General features: G+C 58.4%; 21 protein-coding genes. 12 read left to right on the forward strand and 9 right to left on the reverse strand.

The features are described 5' to 3' along the window. Positions 1–80 precede the first annotated feature (80 nt). Both ACTYEO_RS09030 and ACTYEO_RS09035 read right to left on the reverse strand, forming a co-directional pair. On the reverse strand, positions 81–458 hold the full coding sequence (locus tag ACTYEO_RS09030) for a MarR family EPS-associated transcriptional regulator (protein ID WP_449323409.1): 378 nt from the start codon (positions 456–458) through the stop codon (positions 81–83). A 176-nt stretch (positions 459–634) separates the two neighbouring features. After that, the gene (locus ACTYEO_RS09035) at positions 635–1,531 is read right to left on the reverse strand and encodes a tyrosine-type recombinase/integrase (RefSeq protein WP_449323410.1); all 897 of its coding nucleotides are present in this window, start codon (positions 1,529–1,531) and stop codon (positions 635–637) included. Between the two features lie 29 nt (positions 1,532–1,560). Here ACTYEO_RS09035 and ACTYEO_RS09040 point away from each other — a divergent pair, with 29 nt between their 5' ends. Then, positions 1,561–1,809 carry a transcriptional regulator gene (locus ACTYEO_RS09040; RefSeq protein ID WP_449323411.1) on the forward strand — a complete coding sequence of 83 codons (249 nt, stop codon included), beginning with the start codon at positions 1,561–1,563 and terminating at the stop codon, positions 1,807–1,809. A gap of 382 nt (positions 1,810–2,191) precedes the next feature. Here the strand turns inward: ACTYEO_RS09040 and ACTYEO_RS09045 are convergent, their stop codons facing one another. Then, positions 2,192–2,521, reverse strand: coding sequence for a hypothetical protein (locus ACTYEO_RS09045; protein ID WP_449323412.1), 330 nt, complete (start codon positions 2,519–2,521; stop codon positions 2,192–2,194). Positions 2,522–3,050: 529 nt separating this feature from the next. Here ACTYEO_RS09045 and ACTYEO_RS09050 point away from each other — a divergent pair. The 3 genes from ACTYEO_RS09050 to ACTYEO_RS09060 all read left to right on the forward strand — a co-directional run bounded on the left by ACTYEO_RS09050 (position 3,051) and on the right by ACTYEO_RS09060 (position 7,723). Beyond that, positions 3,051–4,313, forward strand: coding sequence for an O-antigen ligase family protein (locus ACTYEO_RS09050; protein ID WP_449323413.1), 1,263 nt, complete (start codon positions 3,051–3,053; stop codon positions 4,311–4,313). A 174-nt stretch (positions 4,314–4,487) separates the two neighbouring features. Continuing rightward, positions 4,488–6,890, forward strand: coding sequence for an LPS-assembly protein LptD (locus ACTYEO_RS09055; protein WP_449323414.1), 2,403 nt, complete (start codon positions 4,488–4,490; stop codon positions 6,888–6,890). Between the two features lie 494 nt (positions 6,891–7,384). Beyond that, positions 7,385–7,723, forward strand: coding sequence for a TfoX/Sxy family protein (locus ACTYEO_RS09060; RefSeq protein ID WP_449323415.1), 339 nt, complete (start codon positions 7,385–7,387; stop codon positions 7,721–7,723). A 206-nt stretch (positions 7,724–7,929) separates the two neighbouring features. Here the strand turns inward: ACTYEO_RS09060 and ndk are convergent, their stop codons facing one another. Then, positions 7,930–8,352, reverse strand: coding sequence for a nucleoside-diphosphate kinase (gene ndk, locus ACTYEO_RS09065; protein WP_449323416.1), 423 nt, complete (start codon positions 8,350–8,352; stop codon positions 7,930–7,932). Positions 8,353–8,456: 104 nt separating this feature from the next. Here ndk and ACTYEO_RS09070 point away from each other — a divergent pair, with 104 nt between their 5' ends. The 3 genes from ACTYEO_RS09070 to ACTYEO_RS09080 are packed head-to-tail and all read left to right on the forward strand — an operon-like array spanning position 8,457 to position 11,599. Beyond that, on the forward strand, positions 8,457–10,310 hold the full coding sequence (locus ACTYEO_RS09070; RefSeq protein ID WP_449323417.1) for an ABC-F family ATP-binding cassette domain-containing protein: 1,854 nt from the start codon (positions 8,457–8,459) through the stop codon (positions 10,308–10,310). 49 nt (positions 10,311–10,359) lie between these two features. Next, positions 10,360–10,977 (forward strand): MarC family protein, encoded by a 618-nt coding sequence (locus ACTYEO_RS09075; protein WP_449323418.1) that lies wholly within the window; start codon positions 10,360–10,362, stop codon positions 10,975–10,977. A 40-nt stretch (positions 10,978–11,017) separates the two neighbouring features. Further along, a complete protein-coding gene (locus ACTYEO_RS09080) occupies positions 11,018–11,599 on the forward strand; it encodes a retropepsin-like aspartic protease family protein (protein ID WP_449323419.1) in 582 nt (193 codons plus the stop codon). A gap of 52 nt (positions 11,600–11,651) precedes the next feature. On the opposite strand, the gene ACTYEO_RS09085 is transcribed toward ACTYEO_RS09080, so the two are convergent. Beyond that, positions 11,652–12,116, reverse strand: coding sequence for a DNA polymerase III subunit chi (locus ACTYEO_RS09085; RefSeq protein WP_449323420.1), 465 nt, complete (start codon positions 12,114–12,116; stop codon positions 11,652–11,654). Then, the gene (locus tag ACTYEO_RS09090) at positions 12,116–13,588 is read right to left on the reverse strand and encodes a leucyl aminopeptidase (protein WP_449323421.1); all 1,473 of its coding nucleotides are present in this window, start codon (positions 13,586–13,588) and stop codon (positions 12,116–12,118) included. Before ACTYEO_RS09090 ends, ACTYEO_RS09085 begins: the two co-directional genes overlap by 1 nt. Positions 13,589–13,727: 139 nt before the next feature. Here ACTYEO_RS09090 and lptF point away from each other — a divergent pair, with 139 nt between their 5' ends. The 5 genes from lptF (at position 13,728) to rsmA (ending at position 19,178) form a co-directional block, all read left to right on the forward strand. Then, positions 13,728–14,867, forward strand: a complete 1,140-nt coding sequence (gene lptF / locus ACTYEO_RS09095; protein ID WP_449323422.1) for an LPS export ABC transporter permease LptF — start codon at positions 13,728–13,730, stop codon at positions 14,865–14,867. Next, positions 14,864–15,958 (forward strand): LPS export ABC transporter permease LptG, encoded by a 1,095-nt coding sequence (lptG, locus tag ACTYEO_RS09100; protein ID WP_449323423.1) that lies wholly within the window; start codon positions 14,864–14,866, stop codon positions 15,956–15,958. The genes lptF and lptG overlap by 4 nt, the downstream gene beginning before the upstream one ends. Before the next feature lie 141 nt (positions 15,959–16,099). Then, positions 16,100–17,356, forward strand: a complete 1,257-nt coding sequence (locus ACTYEO_RS09105; RefSeq protein ID WP_449323424.1) for a peptidylprolyl isomerase — start codon at positions 16,100–16,102, stop codon at positions 17,354–17,356. Further along, positions 17,353–18,339 carry a 4-hydroxythreonine-4-phosphate dehydrogenase PdxA gene (gene pdxA / locus ACTYEO_RS09110; protein WP_449323425.1) on the forward strand — a complete coding sequence of 329 codons (987 nt, stop codon included), beginning with the start codon at positions 17,353–17,355 and terminating at the stop codon, positions 18,337–18,339. The genes ACTYEO_RS09105 and pdxA overlap by 4 nt, the downstream gene beginning before the upstream one ends. Further along, the gene (rsmA, locus tag ACTYEO_RS09115) at positions 18,336–19,178 is read left to right on the forward strand and encodes a 16S rRNA (adenine(1518)-N(6)/adenine(1519)-N(6))-dimethyltransferase RsmA (protein WP_449323426.1); all 843 of its coding nucleotides are present in this window, start codon (positions 18,336–18,338) and stop codon (positions 19,176–19,178) included. The genes pdxA and rsmA overlap by 4 nt, the downstream gene beginning before the upstream one ends. A gap of 34 nt (positions 19,179–19,212) precedes the next feature. On the opposite strand, the gene ACTYEO_RS09120 is transcribed toward rsmA, so the two are convergent. The 3 genes from ACTYEO_RS09120 to prfA all read right to left on the reverse strand — a co-directional run bounded on the left by ACTYEO_RS09120 (position 19,213) and on the right by prfA (position 21,953). Then, complete coding sequence (locus ACTYEO_RS09120) at positions 19,213–19,821, reverse strand: DUF4167 domain-containing protein (protein WP_449323427.1); 609 nt, start codon at positions 19,819–19,821, stop codon at positions 19,213–19,215. Between the two features lie 237 nt (positions 19,822–20,058). Next, complete coding sequence (gene prmC, locus ACTYEO_RS09125) at positions 20,059–20,901, reverse strand: peptide chain release factor N(5)-glutamine methyltransferase (RefSeq protein ID WP_449323428.1); 843 nt, start codon at positions 20,899–20,901, stop codon at positions 20,059–20,061. Then, entirely contained in the window at positions 20,898–21,953 is a 1,056-nt protein-coding gene (prfA, locus tag ACTYEO_RS09130; protein WP_449323429.1) for a peptide chain release factor 1, read from the reverse strand. Before prfA ends, prmC begins: the two co-directional genes overlap by 4 nt. Positions 21,954–21,961: the final 8 nt, after the last annotated feature.

The raw sequence follows: 21,961 nt of genomic DNA on the forward strand, positions 1-21,961 counted from the left end.
AGAAGTGAAACTGGTATCTTCATCACTGCTCAAACCAATATTGCGGCGCATGTCGTAGGCCTTGAAACCGGTAAACTCTGTCACAGCGCGCCGCCCCTTGGTGCCGGTGTCGCCTCAGGTGCAAGGCCGACCTCTTCTTCAAGAGCTTTAATTTCTGCCTTTAGCGCCGTGAACTCTTCACGCTTCAGCTCGATGAAGCTATGCGTGAGGAGCGACTTTTCGCGAACACCTTTTGGTGTAAGTAAATAGGCATACTGGGCCTTACTGGGGTTCTGTTTGAAGTTGCTTAGTTTCACGAGGCCTTTCTCAACGAGGGCCGCAAGAATATAATAAGCTGACCCGTTTGAAATCCCAACTTCATCAGCAACCTGGCGAGTGGACACTTCAGGGTTCTGCGAAATGATCCGCATCACCTTCAAACGGATTTCCGCCTGCCGGTCTTCGCGTCGACTAGCCAAAATGGCCCCTCAGCACGGCTACCGCACCGCAGGTCACGGTGACGCACCCACGCTGCACCAGTTAAGTTTTGAAAAAATCTCCATGTGCTCAATTTTGAGCGATACCACACCCAATCAATTCTGGAAATACAAAATGTCGACCGCCGCATGTGGGCGCAAAGATAACGCCCAAAGTGCTATGCCGGCCAAACCGAGTGCTCCACACGCTCAAGATATCGCGCGAGGGTCGGAAACGACTTCCAACCACCCGCGCGCATGATACTAGCCGCATCCAACCCCATAGCCAGTAGTTCCTGAGCGGCACCCACTCGGAGAGCGTGGCCGGTGCAAGCCCCACGCGGATCTTTGCCAATTTCATGCAGGCACCGCTTGATTGCGCGCTGCACTGTGACAGGATTAACGTGCCGACTAATAACTCGACCGCCGTAGACAGGCCCGAACAGAGCCCCCTCACAGCCACTTCTCTCGACCCACCGAGCCAGCACATTAGTCGTGGGCCGAGTGAGGTGAACCACCCTGCCCCGCGCCAACTGGTCAGTTTTACTCCGGCGCACAACTACTCTCGCGCCAGCACCACCCATAAATTCCACGTCCCGCACTGCGAGGGCCGCAATCTCAGACCGCCGCATTAAACCGTCAAACCCAACAGAAATCATGGCGGCGTCGCGCAAATTCCGCAAAGACCTATCCGCCATCGCGGCAATCGCATCAACGTCACTGCGAGTGAGCCCAGCTGACTGCCGCTGAGGCGCGACGGCGGATCTATGCGCCCTGCGCAATGCCAATCGCACAACCTCCTCCTTACTGGGGTCATCAAAATTCAGGAGGCGGTGCATTTTACCCACTGACACAGCGTACCGACGGACAGTGGCCGCAGCCTTAGCCTGTGACTGATCATCTATAAAAGATGCAAGGCCAACGGCGCCACACGGCAGCGGCACAATATTGTTCACGCCACACCATTGGACAAACACGTAAAAATCGCGATAGTAAGCGTCAATCGTCGACTGGGCATAAGCGCCATTGAGCAATTCAAGTGCTTGCTCCCAGTCGTGTTTAGTGTGATGTCTCATTCCTCAAAAATGATACTTGAGGTATCAAATTGCAAGACCAAAATATAACTGTAAGTCAAATTCGAGCTGCTCGTGCTGCGCTAGTATTAACCCTAGCGCAGGTAGCTGATGCAACCGGAATAGGAATAGCAACCTTAAAGCGTTACGAAGCTAAGACGGGCGTACCAGCAGCAAAAAAAAACAACCTCCAAAAAATTAAAAGCTTCTACGAAGCCGCCGGCGTCGAATTCATCGGCACGCCCGACGACCGCCCCGGCATCCGCATCAACACCAAGTGACACACTCACCTGATCAGAGTTCCAAGGAACGAGAGCAACAGAAGACAAAACCTAAATAAACATAAAAGGTTTTAAATATTTATATTCGAGGCGCATACCTCCGTGCGAGCTACTATAAAAGCCACTGCAGAGTTTTTACCCAAGGCCAACTCCCCCACCACGACCACTACGGTAACAGCTCAAATAGACCCCGTCCCGCAAGTTATCGTCAACGCGCCCGCACAGGACAAATCGCAAATGCCAGATCAACACGCCGCCCAGAGCCTCCCCCGATGGCGCCACGGGGCAGCGCCCCGTCCCGCCATCCACGCCCCGCCCCGTATGATATATCCTGTGGACCGTCAGACCCCACCCAAAGTCGCGACAGCGGCGCCAAGCGGCACTACCCGCACCACTCAGGGATGACTGCAGCATACTCGAAGCAGTACTCGGGACCCGCGAACCACACGCCAGTCGCGCCAATGGAGTGGTGCACGGCCACCCAAGTCTCCCTGAGCCTGCGGTAGAGGACGGCGACATGTGTGCCGTCCATATGCTCAGGGTTCACACCGCGCCGGAAGCCGGGCGTAGTGTAGAGGTCGATAGCACCACCACCCGGCCGCTGGGGAGACAGCGAGCCGTAGGCCACGTCGCCCGCCACCCGCAAGCCGTCGACCACGAACTCAATCGGCTGGCCGAGCTCCCACTCCACGTGCGGCCGTATGGCGTCCATCAGTGCCGCCCGCGTGGCAGTACCCCTCTGCGGCTCAGCGTAACCCTGCGCGGCCGCAGCCCCGCCGGCCAGTAAGGCCACTCCAAAAAACAACGAAAATATCAGCCGCACAGCGCCAGCCCCCAAAACAACGAACTCCGCACAGATGCAATACACACACCACTACATTTGCAACCGATGCGCGCGGGAGAGGGGACACTCCACCCACGAAACCAAAAATCAACAAACACGCATTAGGTATTGTTTTTATTTACAAAAGACGCGTCCTGCGCGCGCGGCTGTGTATTTCGAGTGTTTTTTGAAAATTTCAAATGTCACGAAACACCAGTTACGCAACATTTCTATCAAGCAAGACCACGCCCATAAACATCAATCAAAACGCGATCTGGTTGCGAAGCCTACAGCCAAACTTTTCAACACAATACTGTTCGAATTGGGGTGGTCACTTGTTATGAAATAATGCGATCACCTGCTTGAATTGCACAAGACCAAAATAGGTGCCACCGTAGTGGCAGGGGAATACAGTAAGATGACCGAACGATTTGCTGACAAATTTGAAATCACGCTTCTCTCAATCATCCTGTTCTGCCTCCCCCTCTTTGAAGCCCCAAAGAACGTCTTCGGCCTATTTCTCGTCATTGCATTTCTTGGTCTCGGATGGAGGCGCGGGTTCGGTCACAGAAACCCGTTCGAATGGCCAATCATCGGTTTGGTCTTGGTATTGTGGGTCGCAGGCTTCACATCGGAATATCAGGGCTCAACTGGCTGGTATCATGGCGAGCTCAATCTATTCGAAAACGCGTTGCGGTGGAGTTTTCTGGGCGTCGTTGTCCTTATCACAGGTCGTTACTCCTTCACAGAACAGCAAGTGCGCATCCTTTGGGTCGTTGCGGGCTGCACGGCAATTCTGGCGGTGGGAGATGCACTCTACGGATGGCATGCCGCAGGAAAGCTATATCCAGAAATTCGCTCCGTAGGTCATGTGAACCCGTCAGGCCTATATGTATTGGTCTCGATCGCCGTGGGCTTAGGCCTGTTACACGTCAAACCTATATGGGCGCGAATTTTGGGTGCTGCAGTGCTGATTGCAGCAATTGGCTTCATCATCCCGTCGCGCTCAATCGTGACCCTAACCGCAGCCGGCGCGCTGCTGGTTTTTGCGGGCTATGTCTTTGTCAAACAGTCGGGCCAAGTGATGCGCGCGGCTATTGGGGTCACGGTCTTGGTCGCAATATGTGCAGGTGGGTTGATGTCCCCTATCGGCGCGCCATTCCGCACAGAATTGCAACAGCGCGTGACCGGGGATGAGATATTCTCCTACCGTGACAAAATTCTCTACACGGCCCTCGAAGTTTGGGATCGCAATCCGATCTTCGGGTCAGGCTTCAACAGCTTCGATGCGGCCACGGATCCGGACGTCGTCCGCGCAGAGTTGGAGGCAGAGGGCCGTGACTATGACGCTGAAGCGGATCGCTTCTTCAGAACCGTACATGGCCACAACCTGTGGACAAACGCTCTGATCGAGCGGGGTTTGGTAGGGCTGACCCTCTTCACCGTACTCTTGGGACTATACGTGTGGTATTTTTGGACAATCCTGCGTCGAATAGATGACCCGAATGCAACCGACCGCATGGTTGTTCTGACGGCGCAGCTTGTGGTGATCGGTTTCATTATCGGCGGGCTCGGCAACACCACGATGCAGAATGAACATGGTCAGGCGGGAATGATGATGCTTGCCATTGCGTCGGGGTATTTGCGTGGTCGCGTGCAGCCCCAACGGGAAACATCCTGACCACAGCGCGAACTCCAAAGCCATTTCACTTTGAGGGTTTCCAAGTTCCGCTTGCCCTTCCCCGTGTTTATGGTGGCCAAACCCCGCCCCCTTCGCTAGAAGTTTTGAAACTGGGGATAAGTGCTGTCTCGCGCGCCCGCGCGCGTTTCGGCCAAAGACAGAGCAAAAGACTTGATGAGGGACTTCTCGCTTCTTGCGATATTGCCGCGCCGAGGCCGATTTTCGGGCTTGATCGCAGCGATTCTGACCCTTTGCAGTCTCGCTGCCAACACCACCCAACCCCTCCACGCCCAAGAGGCTGAGTTTTTTCCCGGCAGTGTTCTGGTTGCCGATGAGATCGCCTTTGACAACGCCACCGAACTTCTCACCGCACGCGGCAATGTCGAGGTGTTCCAACAAGGCAACCAGCTTCAGGCAAGCGCTGTGACCTATGATGGCGCCTCTGATTTGATCACCGTGGAAGGGCCTCTGATCCTGACCAGCGCGGATGGCTCATCGGTTCTCTATGGTGATTTCGCCGAGCTTTCGACCGATATGCAGCGGGGCATGTTGCTCTCTGCGCGACAAGTGATGGAAGACAGCCTCCAGATCGCGGCCACCGAATTCATCCGCACGGGCGGGCGCTATAATGAGGCCTATCAGGCCCGCGCCTCCTATTGTCAGGTTTGCGCCAATAACCCCCGCCCGCTTTGGGAAATCCGCGCGCGTCGGATCGTGCATGACCAAGAGGCGCGGATGATCTATTTCGAGAATGCGCAATTTCGCCTCGCCGATGTGCCTATTGCCTATATCCCGCGCCTGCGCATGCCAGGCCCGGGTGTGGAGCGCGCGACAGGGTTTTTGCCCCCTACCCTGCGCTCCAGCACGCTGATCGGTACAAGCTTGCGCATGCCTTATTTCATCACCCTTGGCGATCACGCCGACCTGACCCTAACCCCTGTTCTCTCCTTCGGCAGCGCAGGTGATGGGCTCAGCACGCTTGAGGCGCGCTACAGGCAGGCCTTTTCCAATGGCTATGTTGAATTGAACGGCGCCTTCAGCCGCGATGACCTGACGCCTGAAAGCAATCGGAGCTTTCTCTTCGCCAATGGCGGGTTCCAATTTGATAACGGGTTTGACCTCGGCTTCCAGCTGCAAACCGCGAGCGACCGGAGCTATCTCTCGACCTATAATTTCTTCGATGGCGAAACCCGAACCTTCATGGATGACCCGCTGAGCTTTGACAGTGCAAAGCTGACAAGTCGTTTATCGCTCTCCCGCCTGCGTACGGATGAGGTAATTTCGCTGAATTATACAAGGCTCCAGAACCTACTGGCCTCCAATGCAAGTCTTGACTATCCCAACCGCGTGTTTGAAGGCGAATGGGCGCGCTGGTTCGAGCTTGGCGATCTTCCGGGCCGTTTTACCTTCGATCTGGTCGGCCAAGCCGATTACAATGAATTCGGCCCCACCAATGCGCGCCAACGCGATGTCGGCCGTGTGTTCGGCGGCTTGGGTTGGGCCAATACCTTTGATCTCGGCGCAGGCTTCGAGCTGGATACCGAAACCGCCGTTTTCGGTGACCGCTACCGCATCATGGATGATCGCGCCTTCCCGCAGGAGCAAGACGCCATCAGCCGCTACGGCATGGTCGCGCTGCGCTGGCCGCAAAGCATCACAGGAGCGGGCGGGATCACCCATGATTTTGAACCCTTCATCCGCCAGATTGTCTTCAATACCGAGGCGATGCAAATTCCCAGCATTGACGGAACAATTGACAATTTCGATCCAAATTCGCGTTTCGGCCTCTCCCGCTTTCGTCGGTTTGACCGCAACACGGATCTCAACTCCACCGAGATCGGGGTCAATTACCGCGCCAGCTTCGCAAATGGCTGGTATCTGGGCGGCGGGGTTGAGCGGGACTTCCTGCATGACACGGCACCGGGCGCCTTTACGGGGGGCGAGCTATACCGCTTCGATGCGGGATATACTGGCGAGCGCCTTGCATTCGGACTTAGTCAAACCCTGAATTCCGTTGGCGAACCGGTATTGGATGTGGCCAGTCTTTCTTGGTCGGGCAGTGATGTCACGCTGAGTGCCTCCTATCGCAGCGTCGAGATTGATGCCGATTACGGCTCGACCAGCGCCACCGATATTCTCAACGCAAATCTCTCGGTCACACCGCATGAGCATCTCTCGCTCAGCACGGGCATTATCCGCGACAATATCAGCACCACCGCCTCTTTTGTGACGGGTGCCATCAATTACAACAATCTGGTGGATTGGTCCTCCTCGCTGACTTGGGCCTATAGCCTTGATAGCAGCGAATTCGACACGCGCGGGTTCAACCTGACCCATACCACCGATTGGGGCGGCGCGATCTCTTTGCTGTATGATTTCGATCGCGATGAAGCGCGGCGCATCGGGCTCGGGCTTAACTATCTGAATGAATGTATGCGCGTCTCCAGCCTTTTGTCGCGGCGCGACTCGGTGGTCAGCAATGTGGATGCAGCGACCGAATTCAGTCTTCGGGTCGAGTTCGGCGGGTTTTCGGGGCAAAGCCGCAGGCAAGCCGCAGGCGGGCGATGCGGCGTCTGATCTGACCTGCTGAACTTTCAAACCGCTTTTTCTGAACCTTCTCGTCGGAATAATTGGTCAAGATTTAGGCGATTGATAAAAACCCTAGCAAAATCCTCCGCGCGTCTTTTCTAACCCGATCCCCCCGCGCAATATGAAGATGTTACCAATGTCAGCGGGTTTCTCCTCCCTTCCTACCCCTGATACTTGGCGCAATCAGACTGCTGGTGGTCCACCAAATCTCTCCTCCCTTTTCTTGGTTGGATCACCAGCGTTTTCTCCCCCGAGCCACAGCAGCGCCACAAATCGGACATCCGGTCAAACTTTTGCCGTATTCGCCCGCCAAGCTGGTTTCTTGAGGTAATCAGTAAAAAAGGAGAGGGCCAATGCCAGCCCCGACCACAACACCAACAAAGAAGACGCTTCCGCAAAAGGAACGCCCCACACCTGTCCGCTTCTCGGATTGGGCCAGCATCTGATAGGTTTGGGCCAGAAAAATGGTCTAGGTTTCCATCATGAGCATCCCCCCTGAGCCGGTAACGGCGCTTCGCAATCTCGGGCCAGCCGTGGCCGCGGAAATGGCCAAAGCGGGCATCCATGACGCCGAAACTTTGCGCGAAATGGGGGCCGATGAAGCCTATACCCGTATGTTGCGCGCAGGCACGCGCCCGCATTTCATCGGCTATTATGTGCTGCATATGGCGCTGCAAGGCCGCCCTTGGAATGATTGCAAGGCCGAGGAAAAGGCTGCCCTGCGCCGTCGCTTTGACGCGATCAAAGCTGAAACCCATGACCCAGCCGCCTCGGCCTTTGAACGCGCGATGAACGAGATCGGTATTCTTCCCAAAGGTTAGGTATGAATTACGCGCGCCCGAACCGAGGGGTGGGCGAGAAGCGCCCGCCCCGTGGGGGCGGTTCGGGCGCTGCCAAAGCCCTGCTTTGGCAATTCGGATTTGCGTGACATGCCCTCGCTCGAAGGCAACGCGAAATCTAAACCTACCAACAAAAAAGGGCCGCACCCAATAGGCGCGGCCCCTAATCTCAAAAAGCAGCTTTGGCCTTAGCCAACCAGCTCAAGACCTGCGAAGAAATAGGCGATCTCTTCGGCAGCCGTCTCGGGTGCATCCGAACCATGAGCCGAATTTTCACCCTTGGACAGCGCGAATTCCGCACGGATCGTGCCTTCAGCCGCTTCTGCAGGATCGGTGGCGCCCATGACTTCACGATAAACCGCAATCGCGTTCTCACCTTCGAGGACCTGAACAACAACAGGCTCGGAGGCCATGAATTCGCACAGCTCACCATAGAAGGGGCGCTCGGCATGCACGGCATAGAAAACGCCGGCCTGTGCTGGTGTCATATGGATACGCTTTTGCGCGATGATGCGCAGGCCAGCCGCTTCGATCTTGGCGTTGATCGCGCCTGTCAGGTTGCGCTTGGTGGCGTCGGGTTTGATGATGGAGAAGGTACGCTGAATAGCCATGTCTAAATCCTCAAGGGTTGGTATTTGGCGCGCCATTACCATGGCCTCTGCACGATGAAAACCCGCGATTGACAAGCGATGCTGCGCGCGCGACACCGCACCCCATGCTCAGGATCTCAGACATTTCATATTCCGTCGCTGGCCGCCCTCTTCTGGAAGGCGCAAGCGTTACCATTCCCGCAGGCCATAAGGTCGGTATTGTCGGCCGAAACGGCACCGGCAAGACGACGCTGTTTCGCCTGATCAAGGGGGAGTTGGGCCTTGATGGCGGCAGTATCACCCTGCCCGAGCGTGCGCGCATCGGCGGGGTCAGCCAAGAGGTTCCGGGCAATGAGACCTCGTTGCTCGATACGGTGCTAGAAGCCGATACCGAGCGCGCCAGCCTTCTGGCCGAGGCCGAAACCGCCCAAGGCGAGCGGATCGCCGATATCCAGACCCGCCTTGCCGATATCAATGCATGGTCGGCTGAGGGGCGCGCCGCCGCCATTCTCAAGGGCCTCGGCTTTACCGATGAAGAACAGCATATGCCCTGCTCGGCCTTTTCAGGCGGCTGGCGGATGCGCGTGGCTTTGGCGGGCGTTCTTTTTGCACAGCCTGATCTGCTGCTTTTGGACGAACCGACCAACTATCTCGACCTCGAAGGCGCGCTCTGGCTCGAAACCTATCTCGCCAAATATCCCAATTCCGTTCTGGTGATCTCGCATGACCGTGGCCTGTTGAACCGCGCCGTGGGCCATATCCTGCATCTCAACGAGCGCAAGCTGACGCTTTGGACGGGCGGCTATGATGATTTCGCCCGCGCCCGCGCCGAGCAACGCGCCATCCAAGCCGCCGAGGCCAAAAAGCAGGACCTGCGCCGCGCCCATTTGCAAAGCTTTGTGGACCGTTTCAAAGCCAAAGCCTCCAAGGCAAAGCAGGCGCAATCGCGCGTAAAAATGCTTGAAAAAATGGTCACCATCCGCGCGCCCGAAGATGCCGCGCGCACCGTTTTCACCTTCCCCGAGCCTGAACCCCTCTCGCCTCCGATCCTGCGCCTTGAAGGGGCGGAAGTGGGTTATGACGGCAAAGCCATTCTCAAACGCCTCAGCCTGCGCATCGACCAAGATGACCGCATCGCGCTGTTGGGGCGCAATGGCGAAGGCAAATCAACCCTATCGAAACTGCTATCGGGCAAGCTGCCCACAATGGCGGGCGAGGTCACCAAATCCTCCAAATTGCGCATAGGCTATTTCGCGCAGCATCAGGTGGATGAGCTGCATATCGATGAAACCCCGCTCCAGCATGTCCAAAGCGCCCTGCCCGGCGTGATGCCGCCGAAATTGCGCGCCAAGCTGGCGGGCTTCGGCCTTGGCGCCGATCAGGCCGAAACCGAGGTGCGCCGCCTCTCGGGCGGACAGAAGGCACGGCTCTCGCTGCTGCTGGCCACGCTGGACGCCCCGCATATGCTGATCCTCGACGAGCCGACCAACCACCTCGATATCGAGAGCCGCGAAGCACTGGTCGAGGCGCTCTCGGCCTATTCGGGCGCGGTCATTCTGGTGTCGCATGATATGCATCTTCTCAGCCTCGTGGCCGACAGGCTCTGGCTGGTGAAAGATGGCGGCGTGAACCCCTATGAGGGCGATCTGGAAAGCTACCGCAAACTGCTGCTGCAAACCGAAGACCGCCCCACCAAGCCGAAAAAGGAAAAGCCCCGCGAAAAGGTCTTTTCCAAGGATGAAATCAAGGAGCTACGCTCCGAGGCCCGCCGCGCCGAAGCACGGATCGAAAAGATCGAAGAGATGCGCCAAAAACTGGCCGATAAACTCGCCGATCCCGATATCTACGAGCCCGAGCGCAAGGGCGATCTGGGGGTGTGGCAAAAGAAATACGCCGAGGTGATGGAGGCGCTGGACCGCGCCGAGGCCCTTTGGGTCAGCGCCTTGGAGAAACTGGAAAAGGCCGAGAAAACGGGCTGAGCCCAAGCCACCGCTTGACCAAAGCCGCCATTCCCGCCACTCCTGCCTCATGGAAATCACCGCCTATATCCCCGCCTTCGTGGCCCTTTTCGTGATCATCGATCCAATCGGTCTGGCCCCTCTCTTTGCGGCCCTCACCCAAGGCGAGACTGCACGCGCGCGGCGCGTGATCGGGATGCGGGCCTGCCTCATCGCCTTTGGCCTGCTCACCATTTTCGGGATTGCGGGCGAATCCGTGCTCAGCTTTTTGGGCATCTCGATGCCCGCCTTCCGCATGGCAGGGGGTATCCTGCTGTTTCTGACCGCCCTTGATATGCTGTTCGAGCGCCGCAAGGAACGCCGCCAAGACCAAGCCGATGAACCCCATGCCGATGACCCGTCGGTCTTTCCGCTGGCCACGCCGCTCATCGCGGGTCCAGGCGCCTTGGCCACGATGATCCTTCTCACGGGCCAAGACGGGGCGGATGCGCTGCATATCTTCGCCATCCATCTGGTCATGGGCCTTGTTCTGCTATGTGTCTTCGCCCTCTTCCTGCTCGCCGCCCCGCTCGAGCGGCTCTTGGGCCCCACTGGCATCAATGTGGTCACCCGCCTTCTCGGCATGCTGCTGGCCGCGCTCGCTATCCAGTTCGTGATCGATGGTTTTTACGACTTGCAGGTGTTTTGAAGGCCAAGGCCTCCTAAATAGAGGGGCAGGAGGGCGCGCAATGAGCGGTGACCAATATGGCAATCTGATCTATCTGCTTCTGCTTGGCGCCGTGCTGGTCAGCTATATGATTGTCGCCAATCGCAGCCAATTGGGCAGCATGGTCCGAAATGCGGCCCTTTGGGTCTTCATCTTCCTAGGGGCGATTGCCGCTGTCGGCCTATGGAATGATCTGCGCCATGACATCGCGCCGCGCCAATCGGTGATGCAGGAGGGCACAGGCATCACCGTACCCCGTTCGCAAGACGGGCATTATTACCTCACCCTTGATGTGAACGGAAAATCGGTGCGTTTCGTCGTGGATACAGGCGCCACCGAGATTGTGCTCAGCCGCAATGACGCCGCCCGCATCGGCCTGGACGTCGAGAACCTCGTCTATTCAGGCCGCGCCTTCACCGCCAATGGCATCGTACAAACAGCTCCCGTCCGGCTCGAGAGGATCGGCTTTGGCGGCATCGAGGAGAGCGGCATTCGCGCTGTCGTCAATAATGGCGAGATGTCCGACAGCCTGCTGGGGATGAGCTATCTCAACCGTTTCTCAACCCTGTCGATCTCGAATGGCACGCTCACGCTCGAACGCTAAAGGCGCGCCTCTTTCATCTTTCCAAAAATACGAAAACCCGACAGGGGCCAGATCAGCCCCCGCTTTCCGCCTGTTTGGACCATCTGCCAGAGGCCTCCGACCAATATTGCGCCGCACAGCCCGCCGCCGTCAGCGCCTTCCATTGCTCGCGCGCGCTCTGCACCGCTTGCGGATCATCCCCGTCGAAAATCACACAGACCCGCTGCAAATCGGCGACCTCGGCCGCCTCGACCATGGCCCCCTCCACGCTCATCAGGCAGGAGGCCCCATTGGGCTTGGACATACCCGTTGTCAGCAATACAGGCTGCTCCTCCTCGAAAGGCGCGCCTGCCATGCCATGGGGCAAAAACCCCTCAGGCGCACCTTTCCACAAATCGGCATCAAGCTTGTCCACCATCTGGTCCGAGCGTGCCCGCACCACAACCCGCCAGCCCGCCCCGCGCGATTTCTCGATCAGGCTGGCCAGCGTTTGCGTGAGCCCCGATTGGGTCAGATGGTAGAAATAGGCAGCCCCCATCAGTCTTCCGTCTCATAGTGATCGGCCACCAAACGGTTCAGCGCCATCACCCCCCAGCCTGTCGCCCCCGCGGGGGCAAAACTGGTCGCGGATTTCACACTGGCCACACCCGCAATATCAAGATGGATCCAAGGTGTCTCAGGTTTGACAAAACGCTGCAGGAATTGCGCCGCCGTGATCGAGCCTGCGGCCCGTCCCCCGACATTCTTCATATCCGCGATACGGCTTTTGATCAGGGCATCATAGGCCTCGCTTAGCGGCAGACGCCACGCGCCCTCACCCTCCAACTTGGCCGATTTCAGGAAACTGTCACAAAACGCATCATTATTCGAGAAAACGCCCGCATTCTCATGCCCAAGCCCGATGATGATCGCCCCTGTCAGCGTGGCCAGATCAACCATGCCACTTGGGGCAAAACGGTTCTGCGCGTACCACATCACATCACATAGCACCAAACGCCCCTCGGCATCGGTATTGATCACCTCGATCGTGTCGCCCTTCATCGAGGTCACCACATCACCCGGGCGCTGTGCGCGGCCATCAGGCATATTCTCGACCAAACCGACCAGAGCGACCACATTGGCTTTGGCCTTGCGCAAGGCCAGCGTCTTCATAACGCCCGCCACAACGCCCGCGCCGCCCATATCCATGGTCATATCTTCCATGCCGCCCGCAGGCTTGATGCTGATACCGCCCGTGTCAAAGACAACCCCCTTGCCCACAAGCGCAAGCGGTGCTTCCTCTTTGCCGCCCTTCCATTGCATGACCACCAGCTTGGAGGGGCTTTCCGAGCCCATGCCCACACCCAAAAGCGCGCCCATGCCGAGCTTTTCCATATCCTTTTCTTCCAGCACCTCGACCTCGACCCCAAGCTCTTTGAGCCCCTCAAGGCGGGTGGCGAATTCAGTCGTGGTCAGCACATTGGAGGGCTCATTGATCAGATCACGGGTGAAAAACACACCATCAGCCACAGCCAGAAGCGAGGATGCAGCCGCCCGCGCCTCATCGGGTTTGCCGACATGGATCACAGCGCCTGCACTGTCTTCTTTGGATGCGGTCTTATGATCGCTAAACTCATAGCCGCGCAGCGCCAGACCCAAGGCCAGATGCTCGATCCGGCCTGTATTGCCCGCGAAAACCTTCAAGGGCGCGGTGCCTTTGAATTTCGCCAAGCTCGCGCCCGCCTTGCGCGCCTGCTCCACGCTCGGGCGGCGCGCCAGTTTGATAACCTGAACAGCCTCGGCCGCCATGCCCGCAGGAAAAGCCAGCGTGACGCCATCGCCTTCCTTGGCCTTTTCCCAAGCCGCCGTCTGGACCAAACGCTCCACCCCGCCGCGGATCAAACGGTTTACCCGCCGCCCCGAGACATCCAGCTTGCCATCGGGCGTGACGAAAATCGCCAGTTTCCCCTCCGCCTCCTTGATCACGTCAATTTCGGTTTCGGCAAATTCAATGGAGATCGGGCTGGTCATATTGGTCCTCACAGGTTTCGTGTTGCGCAAACACTAGGGCGCAAACACGGGCTTGACCAGATCACCCTGTCCAGCCCTGACGTGATGCAGTAGAAGACAGGGCATAAACCTAGAGACGGCGCAGAAAAGGGGCACAGCATTGGGGCGATATGACCGGTATATCCTGTCGCAGCTTCTTGTGCTGTTTGGCTTTTTCAGCCTCGTGCTGATCTCGGTCTATTGGATCAACCGTGCGGTTGATCTGTTCGACTCGTTGATTTCCGACGGTCAGAACTTTCTGGTTTTTCTGGAATTCACCGCGCTCTCTCTGCCCCAGATCATGCTTTTGGTGCTGCCTGTCGCGGCTTTTGTGGCCACGCTTTACGTCTTCAACCGCATGATCAGCGAATCCGAATTGGTCGTGCTGCAAACCGCAGGCCTCTCGCCCATCAGGCTGATGCGGCCTGTTCTGGTCTTCGGCGTGCTTCTTTGCGTGATGATTGCCATTCTTGCCAATGTGTTGTCGCCTGCCGCGCGCGAGCAATTCAATTCCCGCGAGAGCGAGGTCAGCCAAGATCTGGTGGGGCGGCTGTTGCGCGAGGGGCAATTCACCTTCCCCACAACAGGCATAGCCGTCTATATCCGCGAAATCACCGAATTGGGCGAGTTCCGCGATGTGTTCCTGCAAGACCGCAGAAACCCCAATGCCGATACCAGCTATAACGCGCCGCGCGCCTATGTCGTTCGCTCCGAAACAGGCCCGCGTTTGGTGATGTTCGAGGGCATGTCACAAACTTTGAGCCGCGAGACTCAGCGCCTTTCAACCGTGGAATTCGAGGAATTCACTTTCGATCTGACCAGCCCACAGGACGGGGCCGAGGCAGGGCGCAGGCAAGACCCGCGCGAATTATCCACCTTTGCGCTGATCGGCGCGGATCAGGCAGATGCCAGCGCCTTGGGCACCAGCTTCGCCGTGATGCGGTGGGAGGGGCATGACCGCATCGCGCGATCCCTTTTTGTGATCTTCATCCCGATGATCGGGGCCGCAAGCCTGATGCTGGGAACTTTTTCGCGCCTTGGCGTTTGGCCGCAAATCCTGCTTGCTGTGATCCTTGTTATTCCGCTGCAAATCGGGCGCAATGCGCTTGAAGATATCGCATTGGGCGATGCTGCTCTGGCCTTGATTGCCTATTTCCAGCCCGTTCTGGCGGCAGGGATCGGGATATCGGTTATGACGATTGCCCTGAAAAAACGGCGCAAACGCGATGATCTTGGCGCCCCTGCGGAGATCTCCGCATGATCCTGAACATCTATATCGCAAAACGCTTTTTCCGCGCCTTCCTGATCGTTCTGGCCGTGTTCATCTCCATCTTGCTGCCGATTGATCTGACCGAGCAGGCAGGGCGGATCGCCTCGACACAGGCGGGGTTCTCGGCCGCTCTGGAACTGGCCCTGCTGAACCTTCCGGGCGCGCTGTATGAGATGATGCCGCTTTTCGTCATGCTGGCCACATTATTGATGTTTCTGGGTCTGGCCCGCACCTCGGAATTGGTGGTGATCCGCGCGGCAGGCCGTTCCGCCCTGCGCACCACTATGGCGGCAGTGGGGGCAGCGATTGTTTTGGGGCTGATCGGGATCATGGTGGTCAACCCAATCGTGGCGGCCACGCAAGCGCAATACGACGCCTCGATCTCGCGCTTCCAGAGCGGCGAAGTGCGCACCCTGTCTGTCAGCGCCGAGGGGTTGTGGCTGCGGCAGGGCAATGAGGAACGCCAGACCGTGATCCGCGCCAGCCAAGCCAATGGGGATGGCACGCTTTTGTCGCAGGCCAGCTTCTTCACCTTCTCCCGCGAGGGTGAGATGCAGCAACGCATTGAGGGCCAGCAGGCCGCATTGCAAGACGGGGCATGGGTCATCACAGGGGCGAAAATCTGGGATTTGACGGTCTCAAATGCCGAAGCGGTGGCCCTATCCCTGCCGGAATATATATTGCCCTCGACCCTGACGCCCGAGCAGATCAGGGATAGCTTCGGCCAACCGTCCACCGTTCCGATCTATGAATTGCCGGGCTTTATCACGCAGTTGAACAATGCAGGCTTTGCCGCCCTGACCCATAGGGTCTGGCTGCAGATGGAGCTGTCCACCCCATTGATGCTGGTCGCAATGGTGCTGATCGGGGCGGGTTTCACGATGCGGCACACGCGTTTTGGCCGCACGGGTGTGATGGTGCTGACCGCGATCCTCTTGGGATTTGGAGTGTTCTTCATCCGATCCTTCGCGCAAGTCCTTGGCGAGTCAGGACAATTGCCCGTTCTGGTCGTGGCATGGGCCCCGCCTTTGGCCGCTATCATGCTAGCGCTTGGCTTGTTGCTGCATACCGAAGATGGCTGAGCGCCCCTAGATCGGCGCATAAGGTGGCTTAATTCCCCTCTCGCACCGCATTCCATGCTCGGTTAACTTGCGCTTAACGCTTAAATTCGGCATCACTGTCGCAGGACGCGCAACAAGGTCGCATAGACGGCGGAAATTGGCATGAAGCAGAAACAGAACACAGCACCGAGCAGAACAAAGCTGCGCCCCATCGCACTTTTGGCGGCCCTTGTCCTTGGCGCGACAGCCATGCAGACACCCGAGGCTGCCTTTGCACAGCAATCCCCCTTCAGCCCTGCGATCATCGTGAATAATGACGTCGTCACCTATTACGAGATCGACCAGCGCGAACGCTTCTTGGAAGTGGTCAACGCCCCAGGTGACCTGAGAGAACGCGCACGCGAAGAACTCTTGGACGAACGCCTACAAGAGCAAGCGGGCGCTCTGTTGGGGGTCAGCGCCTCTGTCGATGAAATCCAAGCCGGCATGGAAGAGTTTGCCGCACGGGCTAGCCTGACAACCGAAGAATTGATCACTCTCATCGCCCAAGACGGCATCGCTGCCGAAACCTTCCGTGATTTCGTCGCTGCTGGCGTGACATGGCGCAATGTTCTGGGCGCGCGTTTCAGCGCTCAGGCACGAGTAAGCGATGATGAGATCGACCGCGCATTGGCACTTGGATCAAGCGAAGGGGCCGCGCGCGTCCGTCTGGCCGAATTGGTGATCCCCCTCACCCCTGAAACCGAAGACGAGATCCGCCTTTTGATGAATGACCTGTCGCGCAATCTGCAAGGCGATACAGGCGGTTTTGCGCAGGCCGCGCGGGATTTCTCCGCCGCACCAACAGCCGCGGATGGCGGGCTGCTGGACTGGCGCCCCCTCTCCTCGATCCCGCCCGGATTGCAATCTCTTGTGCTGGTGCTGGGGGATGGTGACGTGACCGAACCCGTACCGCTCGGACCCGCCCTTGCCCTGTTCCAGATGCGCGGCTTTCAGGAAACGGGCTTTGTGAACCCAACAGTCAGCACCGTGGATTACGCCACAATCGCCCTACCCGGTGGCCGCAGCGAAGAGACCCTCGCCCAAGCCCAAGATTTGATCGATGATCTTGATACCTGCGATGATCTCTATGGCGTCTTGCCCGGCGGGTTCGAGCGGATCGCCCTGCCGATTGGCGAAGTGCCCTCTGATATCGCCTTTGAATTGGCCAAGCTCGACGCAAACGAGACCTCCACGCTTTTGACCCGCAACAATGGCCAGACCCTGCTGATGGTCATGATGTGTGGCCGCACCACGGAACTGCCTGAGGGCGGTCGTGAAGAAGTGCGCCAAGCCCTGTTTTCACAGCGTTTGGAAAGCTATGCCAGTGGCTATCTTGAGGAACTTCGCGCGGCCGCCATCATCCGCATAGACGAATGAGCCGCGCGCGTCCCGTCGCAGTCAGCTGTGGCGAGCCTGCGGGGATCGGCCCCGAGATTGCCGCGAAAGCCTCGGAAAGCCTGGGCAGCAGCCTGCCCTTTTTCGTCATTGGTGAGCCTGAGCATTTCCACGGCTTTGGCCGAGCGATCGAAGTGATCGCACGACCAGCCGATGCCATCACCGCCTCGAACCATGCTTTGGCGGTCTTGCCACAAAGCTTTGCAAAACCTGCGACCGCTGGCCTGCCAATCGCGGAAAACGCCCAAGGCGTGATCGATGCGATTGCACGCGGGGTTGAACTGGTGATGGGCGGCGAGGCCTCGAGCCTGTGCACCCTGCCCATCCATAAAAAGGCTTTGGTCGATGGCGCGGGTTTCGGCTTTCCGGGCCATACGGAATATCTTGCCCATCTGGCAGGCGTCAAACGCGTGGTGATGATGCTGGCCTGTGATGCCTTGCGCGTGGTGCCCACAACCATCCATATCGCCCTTAAGGATGTGCCTGCCCAACTGGATCGCGCGCTGTTAAGCGACACTATCCGCATCACAGCCGCTGATCTGCGCCGTGATTTTGGCCTCAAATCCCCAAGGATCGCGGTTGCGGGCCTCAACCCCCATGCGGGCGAAGGCGGTGTGATGGGCCGCGAGGAGATCGAGGTGATCACCCCCGTAATCGAGGCCTTGCGCGCCGAGGGCTATGCGATCTCGGGGCCGCATTCCGCCGATACGATGTTTCATGCGGGCGCACGCAAAACCTATGATGTGGCGATCTGCATGTATCACGACCAAGCGCTGATCCCGATCAAGACGATTGATTTTGCAGGCGGCGTGAATGTGACGCTTGGCCTGCCCTTTATCCGCACCTCGCCCGATCACGGCACAGGCTTTGATATCGCGGGCAAGGGTGTGGCTGATCCCACCAGTTTTATCGCAGCCCTCAAAATGGCCGCACAAATGGCCCAAGCCCGCGCGGCCCAATCATGAGCGGGATTGATAACCTTCCTCCGCTGCGCACCGTGATTGCTGATCACGGGCTATCGGCGAAAAAGGCTTTGGGGCAGAATTTCCTGCTCGATCTCAACCTGACCGCGAAAATCGCGCGCTGTACGGGGGATTTGACGGGTTGTGATGTTCTGGAGATCGGTCCAGGCCCAGGTGGGTTGACCCGCGGGCTTCTGGCCGAAGGCGCGCGCCGCGTAGTGGCCGTGGAAAAAGATGCCCGCTGCCTTGCCGCCTTGGCCGAGATTTCCGAGGCCTATCCCGAGCGGCTTGAGGTTCTCAATGCCGATGCGCTGGAGCTTGATTGGGCCGCGCATCTGACAGCCCCCGTTAAGATCGTGGCCAATCTGCCTTATAATGTGGGGACGGAATTGCTGGTGCGCTGGATGACACCCGAGGCATGGCCGCCGCTCTGGCAAAGTCTCACATTGATGTTTCAACGCGAAGTGGCCGACCGCATTGTGGCCACGCCCGGCTCCAAGGCCTATGGGCGTTTGGCGGTGCTGGCACAATGGCGCGCCAGTGCGAAAATCGTGATGACCCTGCCGCCCGAGGCCTTTACGCCACCGCCGAAAATCCATTCGGCGGTTGTCCATATCGCGGCCCTGCCCGAGCCGCGCTTTCCTGCAAATCGTAAGGTTTTGGAACGTGTTGTAGCGACCGCCTTTAACCAGCGCCGCAAAATGCTGCGCGCGGCCCTCAAGGGCATGGGACCAGATATTGAAGACAGGATCACTGCTGCGGGGCTTAAACCCACAGATCGTGCAGAACAGGTCTCGGTTGAGGGGTTTTGCGCGCTCGCCCGCCAGATCGAGGCGGGCTGAGCGCGATATCGTTACGCGCGCGGCCCTTGGCGCTTTATTCAGCCGCTTCCTGCGGCTCACCCTCAGGCTTTGGCGCGCTTGCATCCGCATCCGCATCCGTTTTGCGCGGACGACGTGCGCGGGGGCGTTTCGGCTTTTCGGCATGTGCGCTTTCAGGTGTTTCCACCAAGCCCGCATCCGCGCGCTCATCCGCTTCAATCACAGGGGCAACATCAGGCTGTTCGCCCGTGCCTGCCGCAGCAGGAGCAGCGCCGTTCTGAGATTGCTCGTCATTGCGGTTGCGCTGGTTGTTATTGCGGTTGTCATCGCGGTTATTGTCGCGATTGCCGTCACGGTTGTTATTGTCGCGGCCTTGTTGCGACTGGTTGTTTTCCTGCTGCTCGCGGCGGGCTTCCATCTCGCGCATCGCTTCACCCAACATGCGGGTGTAATGCTCGGAATGCTGAAGGAAGTTTTCATGCGCAACGCGGTCATTGCTGAGCTGCGCGTCACGGGCAAGCTGCTGGTATTTGTCGATAATCTGCTGCGGCGTGCCGCGCACCTTACCTTCTGGGCCCGAGCTGTCGAACACTCGGTTGATGTTGTTTCCAACCGAACGGTTCCGGTTGCCCTTGGACCGCGAGCGGTTCTTCGATGATCTCATGAGTTTGTCGTTTCCAGTTTTCCTGGGGGTTGCGGCATGTTCAGGTCGAAACCTGATTTTATGTCCACGCCAATTCCCTAACCTTCGGTTGACCCGGTCATTTTGGTAGAATCGCGGGGGAATGACATATCATTCCGCGCTCGCTGCCTTTGAATAACCATGCTATGGGCTGTAAAACAAGGACTAATTAAAAATTTATAATAAAAAGCAAACACTGACCGCAGGGGCAAAATCGCATTAAGCGGAATTTCTGCCACTGACCACACGATCAGTGCCATTAATATCAACGTGAATTTCAACCTCTGCAAGGTCAATGGCTGAAAAAATCTCGGCAACAGCTTGGCCTTGGTCATGGCCGATCTCGACCATCAGCCGCCCCGTCGAGGTAAGATGCGCCAAGGCCTGCCCCGCAATAACGCGATAGGCTCCAAGCCCGTCTCCACCGGGGGTCAGGGCCTCGCGGCGTTCGCCGATCAAAATGTCAGGGGCCAATCCCTGATAATCCGCCTCTGATACATAAGGCGGGTTCGAGATGATCAGGTCAAACCGCCCCGACACATCCGTGAACCAGTCACTGGCACAAAGCGCCAACCGATCCGCCACGCCGTGGCGCGCAGCATTCCGGCGCGCGCGGTCCAAAAACCCATCCTCCAGATCGGTTGCCATGCCGCGCACCCCTGCCCGCTCGGCCAGAAGCGTGACCGCGATCACACCCGTGCCTGTGCCCAGATCAAGCAGGGTTTCAAAGGGGCCCGCCAACGCCAGATCAATCAGCGTCTCGGTATCAGGGCGCGGCGCAAGATCGCCTTTGCCCACATGAAAGGGCCGCCCGTAAAACTCCACCTCGCCAATGATATGCGCCACCGAGAGGCCCGAGAGCCGCGCAGCGATACTATCGTCAAAGCGCTGCCGCGCCTCAGAGGGCATCGGGTCATGCAGATTGGCAAGCATCTGCGCCCCGCTCCAGCCTGCTGCATGGGCCAGAAGCAGGCGCGTATCGCGCGCGGCAATCTCGGGCCCGAGGGGGTCGCTCAACCGCAACTGGGCATCGCGCAAGGTTTGAGCCGCCGTAGCGCTCATCCCTCCATCTCGGCCAGAAGGGCGGCTTGGTCATGGGTGGTCAGCGCGTCAATCGTCTCATCCAGATCGCCCTGCATGATCTGATCAAGCTTATAAAGCGTCAGATTGATGCGGTGGTCGGTCATGCGGCCTTGCGGGAAATTATAGGTGCGGACGCGCTCCGACCGATCGCCTGAACCCACCTGATTTTTCCGCGTCTCGGCGCGTTCATCATCGACCTTCTGGCGCTCCAGATCATAGAGCCGCGCGCGCAGAACATTCATCGCGATCTCACGGTTGCGGTGCTGCGATTTCTCGGAACTGGTGACCATAACGCCTGTGGGGATATGCGTGATCCGCACGGCGGAATCCGTGGTGTTCACATGCTGCCCACCCGCGCCTGAGGCGCGCATCGTATCAATGCGAATATCCGTGGCGGGAATATCGATATCAACGGCCTCGGCCTCAGGCAGAACGGCCACGGTGGCGGCTGAGGTATGAATGCGCCCGCCCGATTCCGTCTCGGGCACGCGTTGCACGCGGTGCACACCGGATTCATATTTCAGGCGGGCAAAAACGCTCTCGCCTTCGATGCGCGCAGTGACTTCCTTGATGCCGCCAAGCTCCGAGTGTTGCTGTTCCAGAATTTCGAACCGCCAACCCTTCGCCTCGGAATGGCGCTGATACATGCGCAGCAAATCGCCCGCGAAAAGGGCGGCCTCATCCCCGCCAGTGCCCGGCCTGATCTCGAGGATGGCGGGGCGGCCATCGGCGGCATCCTTGGGCAAAAGGGCGATCTGCAAATCCTGCTCGATGGCAGGCAGGGCCTCGCGCAAGCGGGGCAGTTCATCTTCGGCCAATTCGCGCATTTCGGGATCGGCCAGCATGGCCTCGGCCTCGGCCAGATCGGATTTGAGCTGCTCATAGGCTTCGATCTGCGTGACCACGGGCTTCAGCTCCGAATATTCACGGCTGATGGCTTCGATTTTATCGGCGGCGGGGCCAGCATTTAGCTGCGCTTCGAGAAACTCGAAACGCTCGCGAATTTGGCGGAGGCGGTCTATGGGCAACATGAACAGGG

The sequence above is a fragment of the Rhodophyticola sp. SM2404 genome (assembly GCF_053570515.1).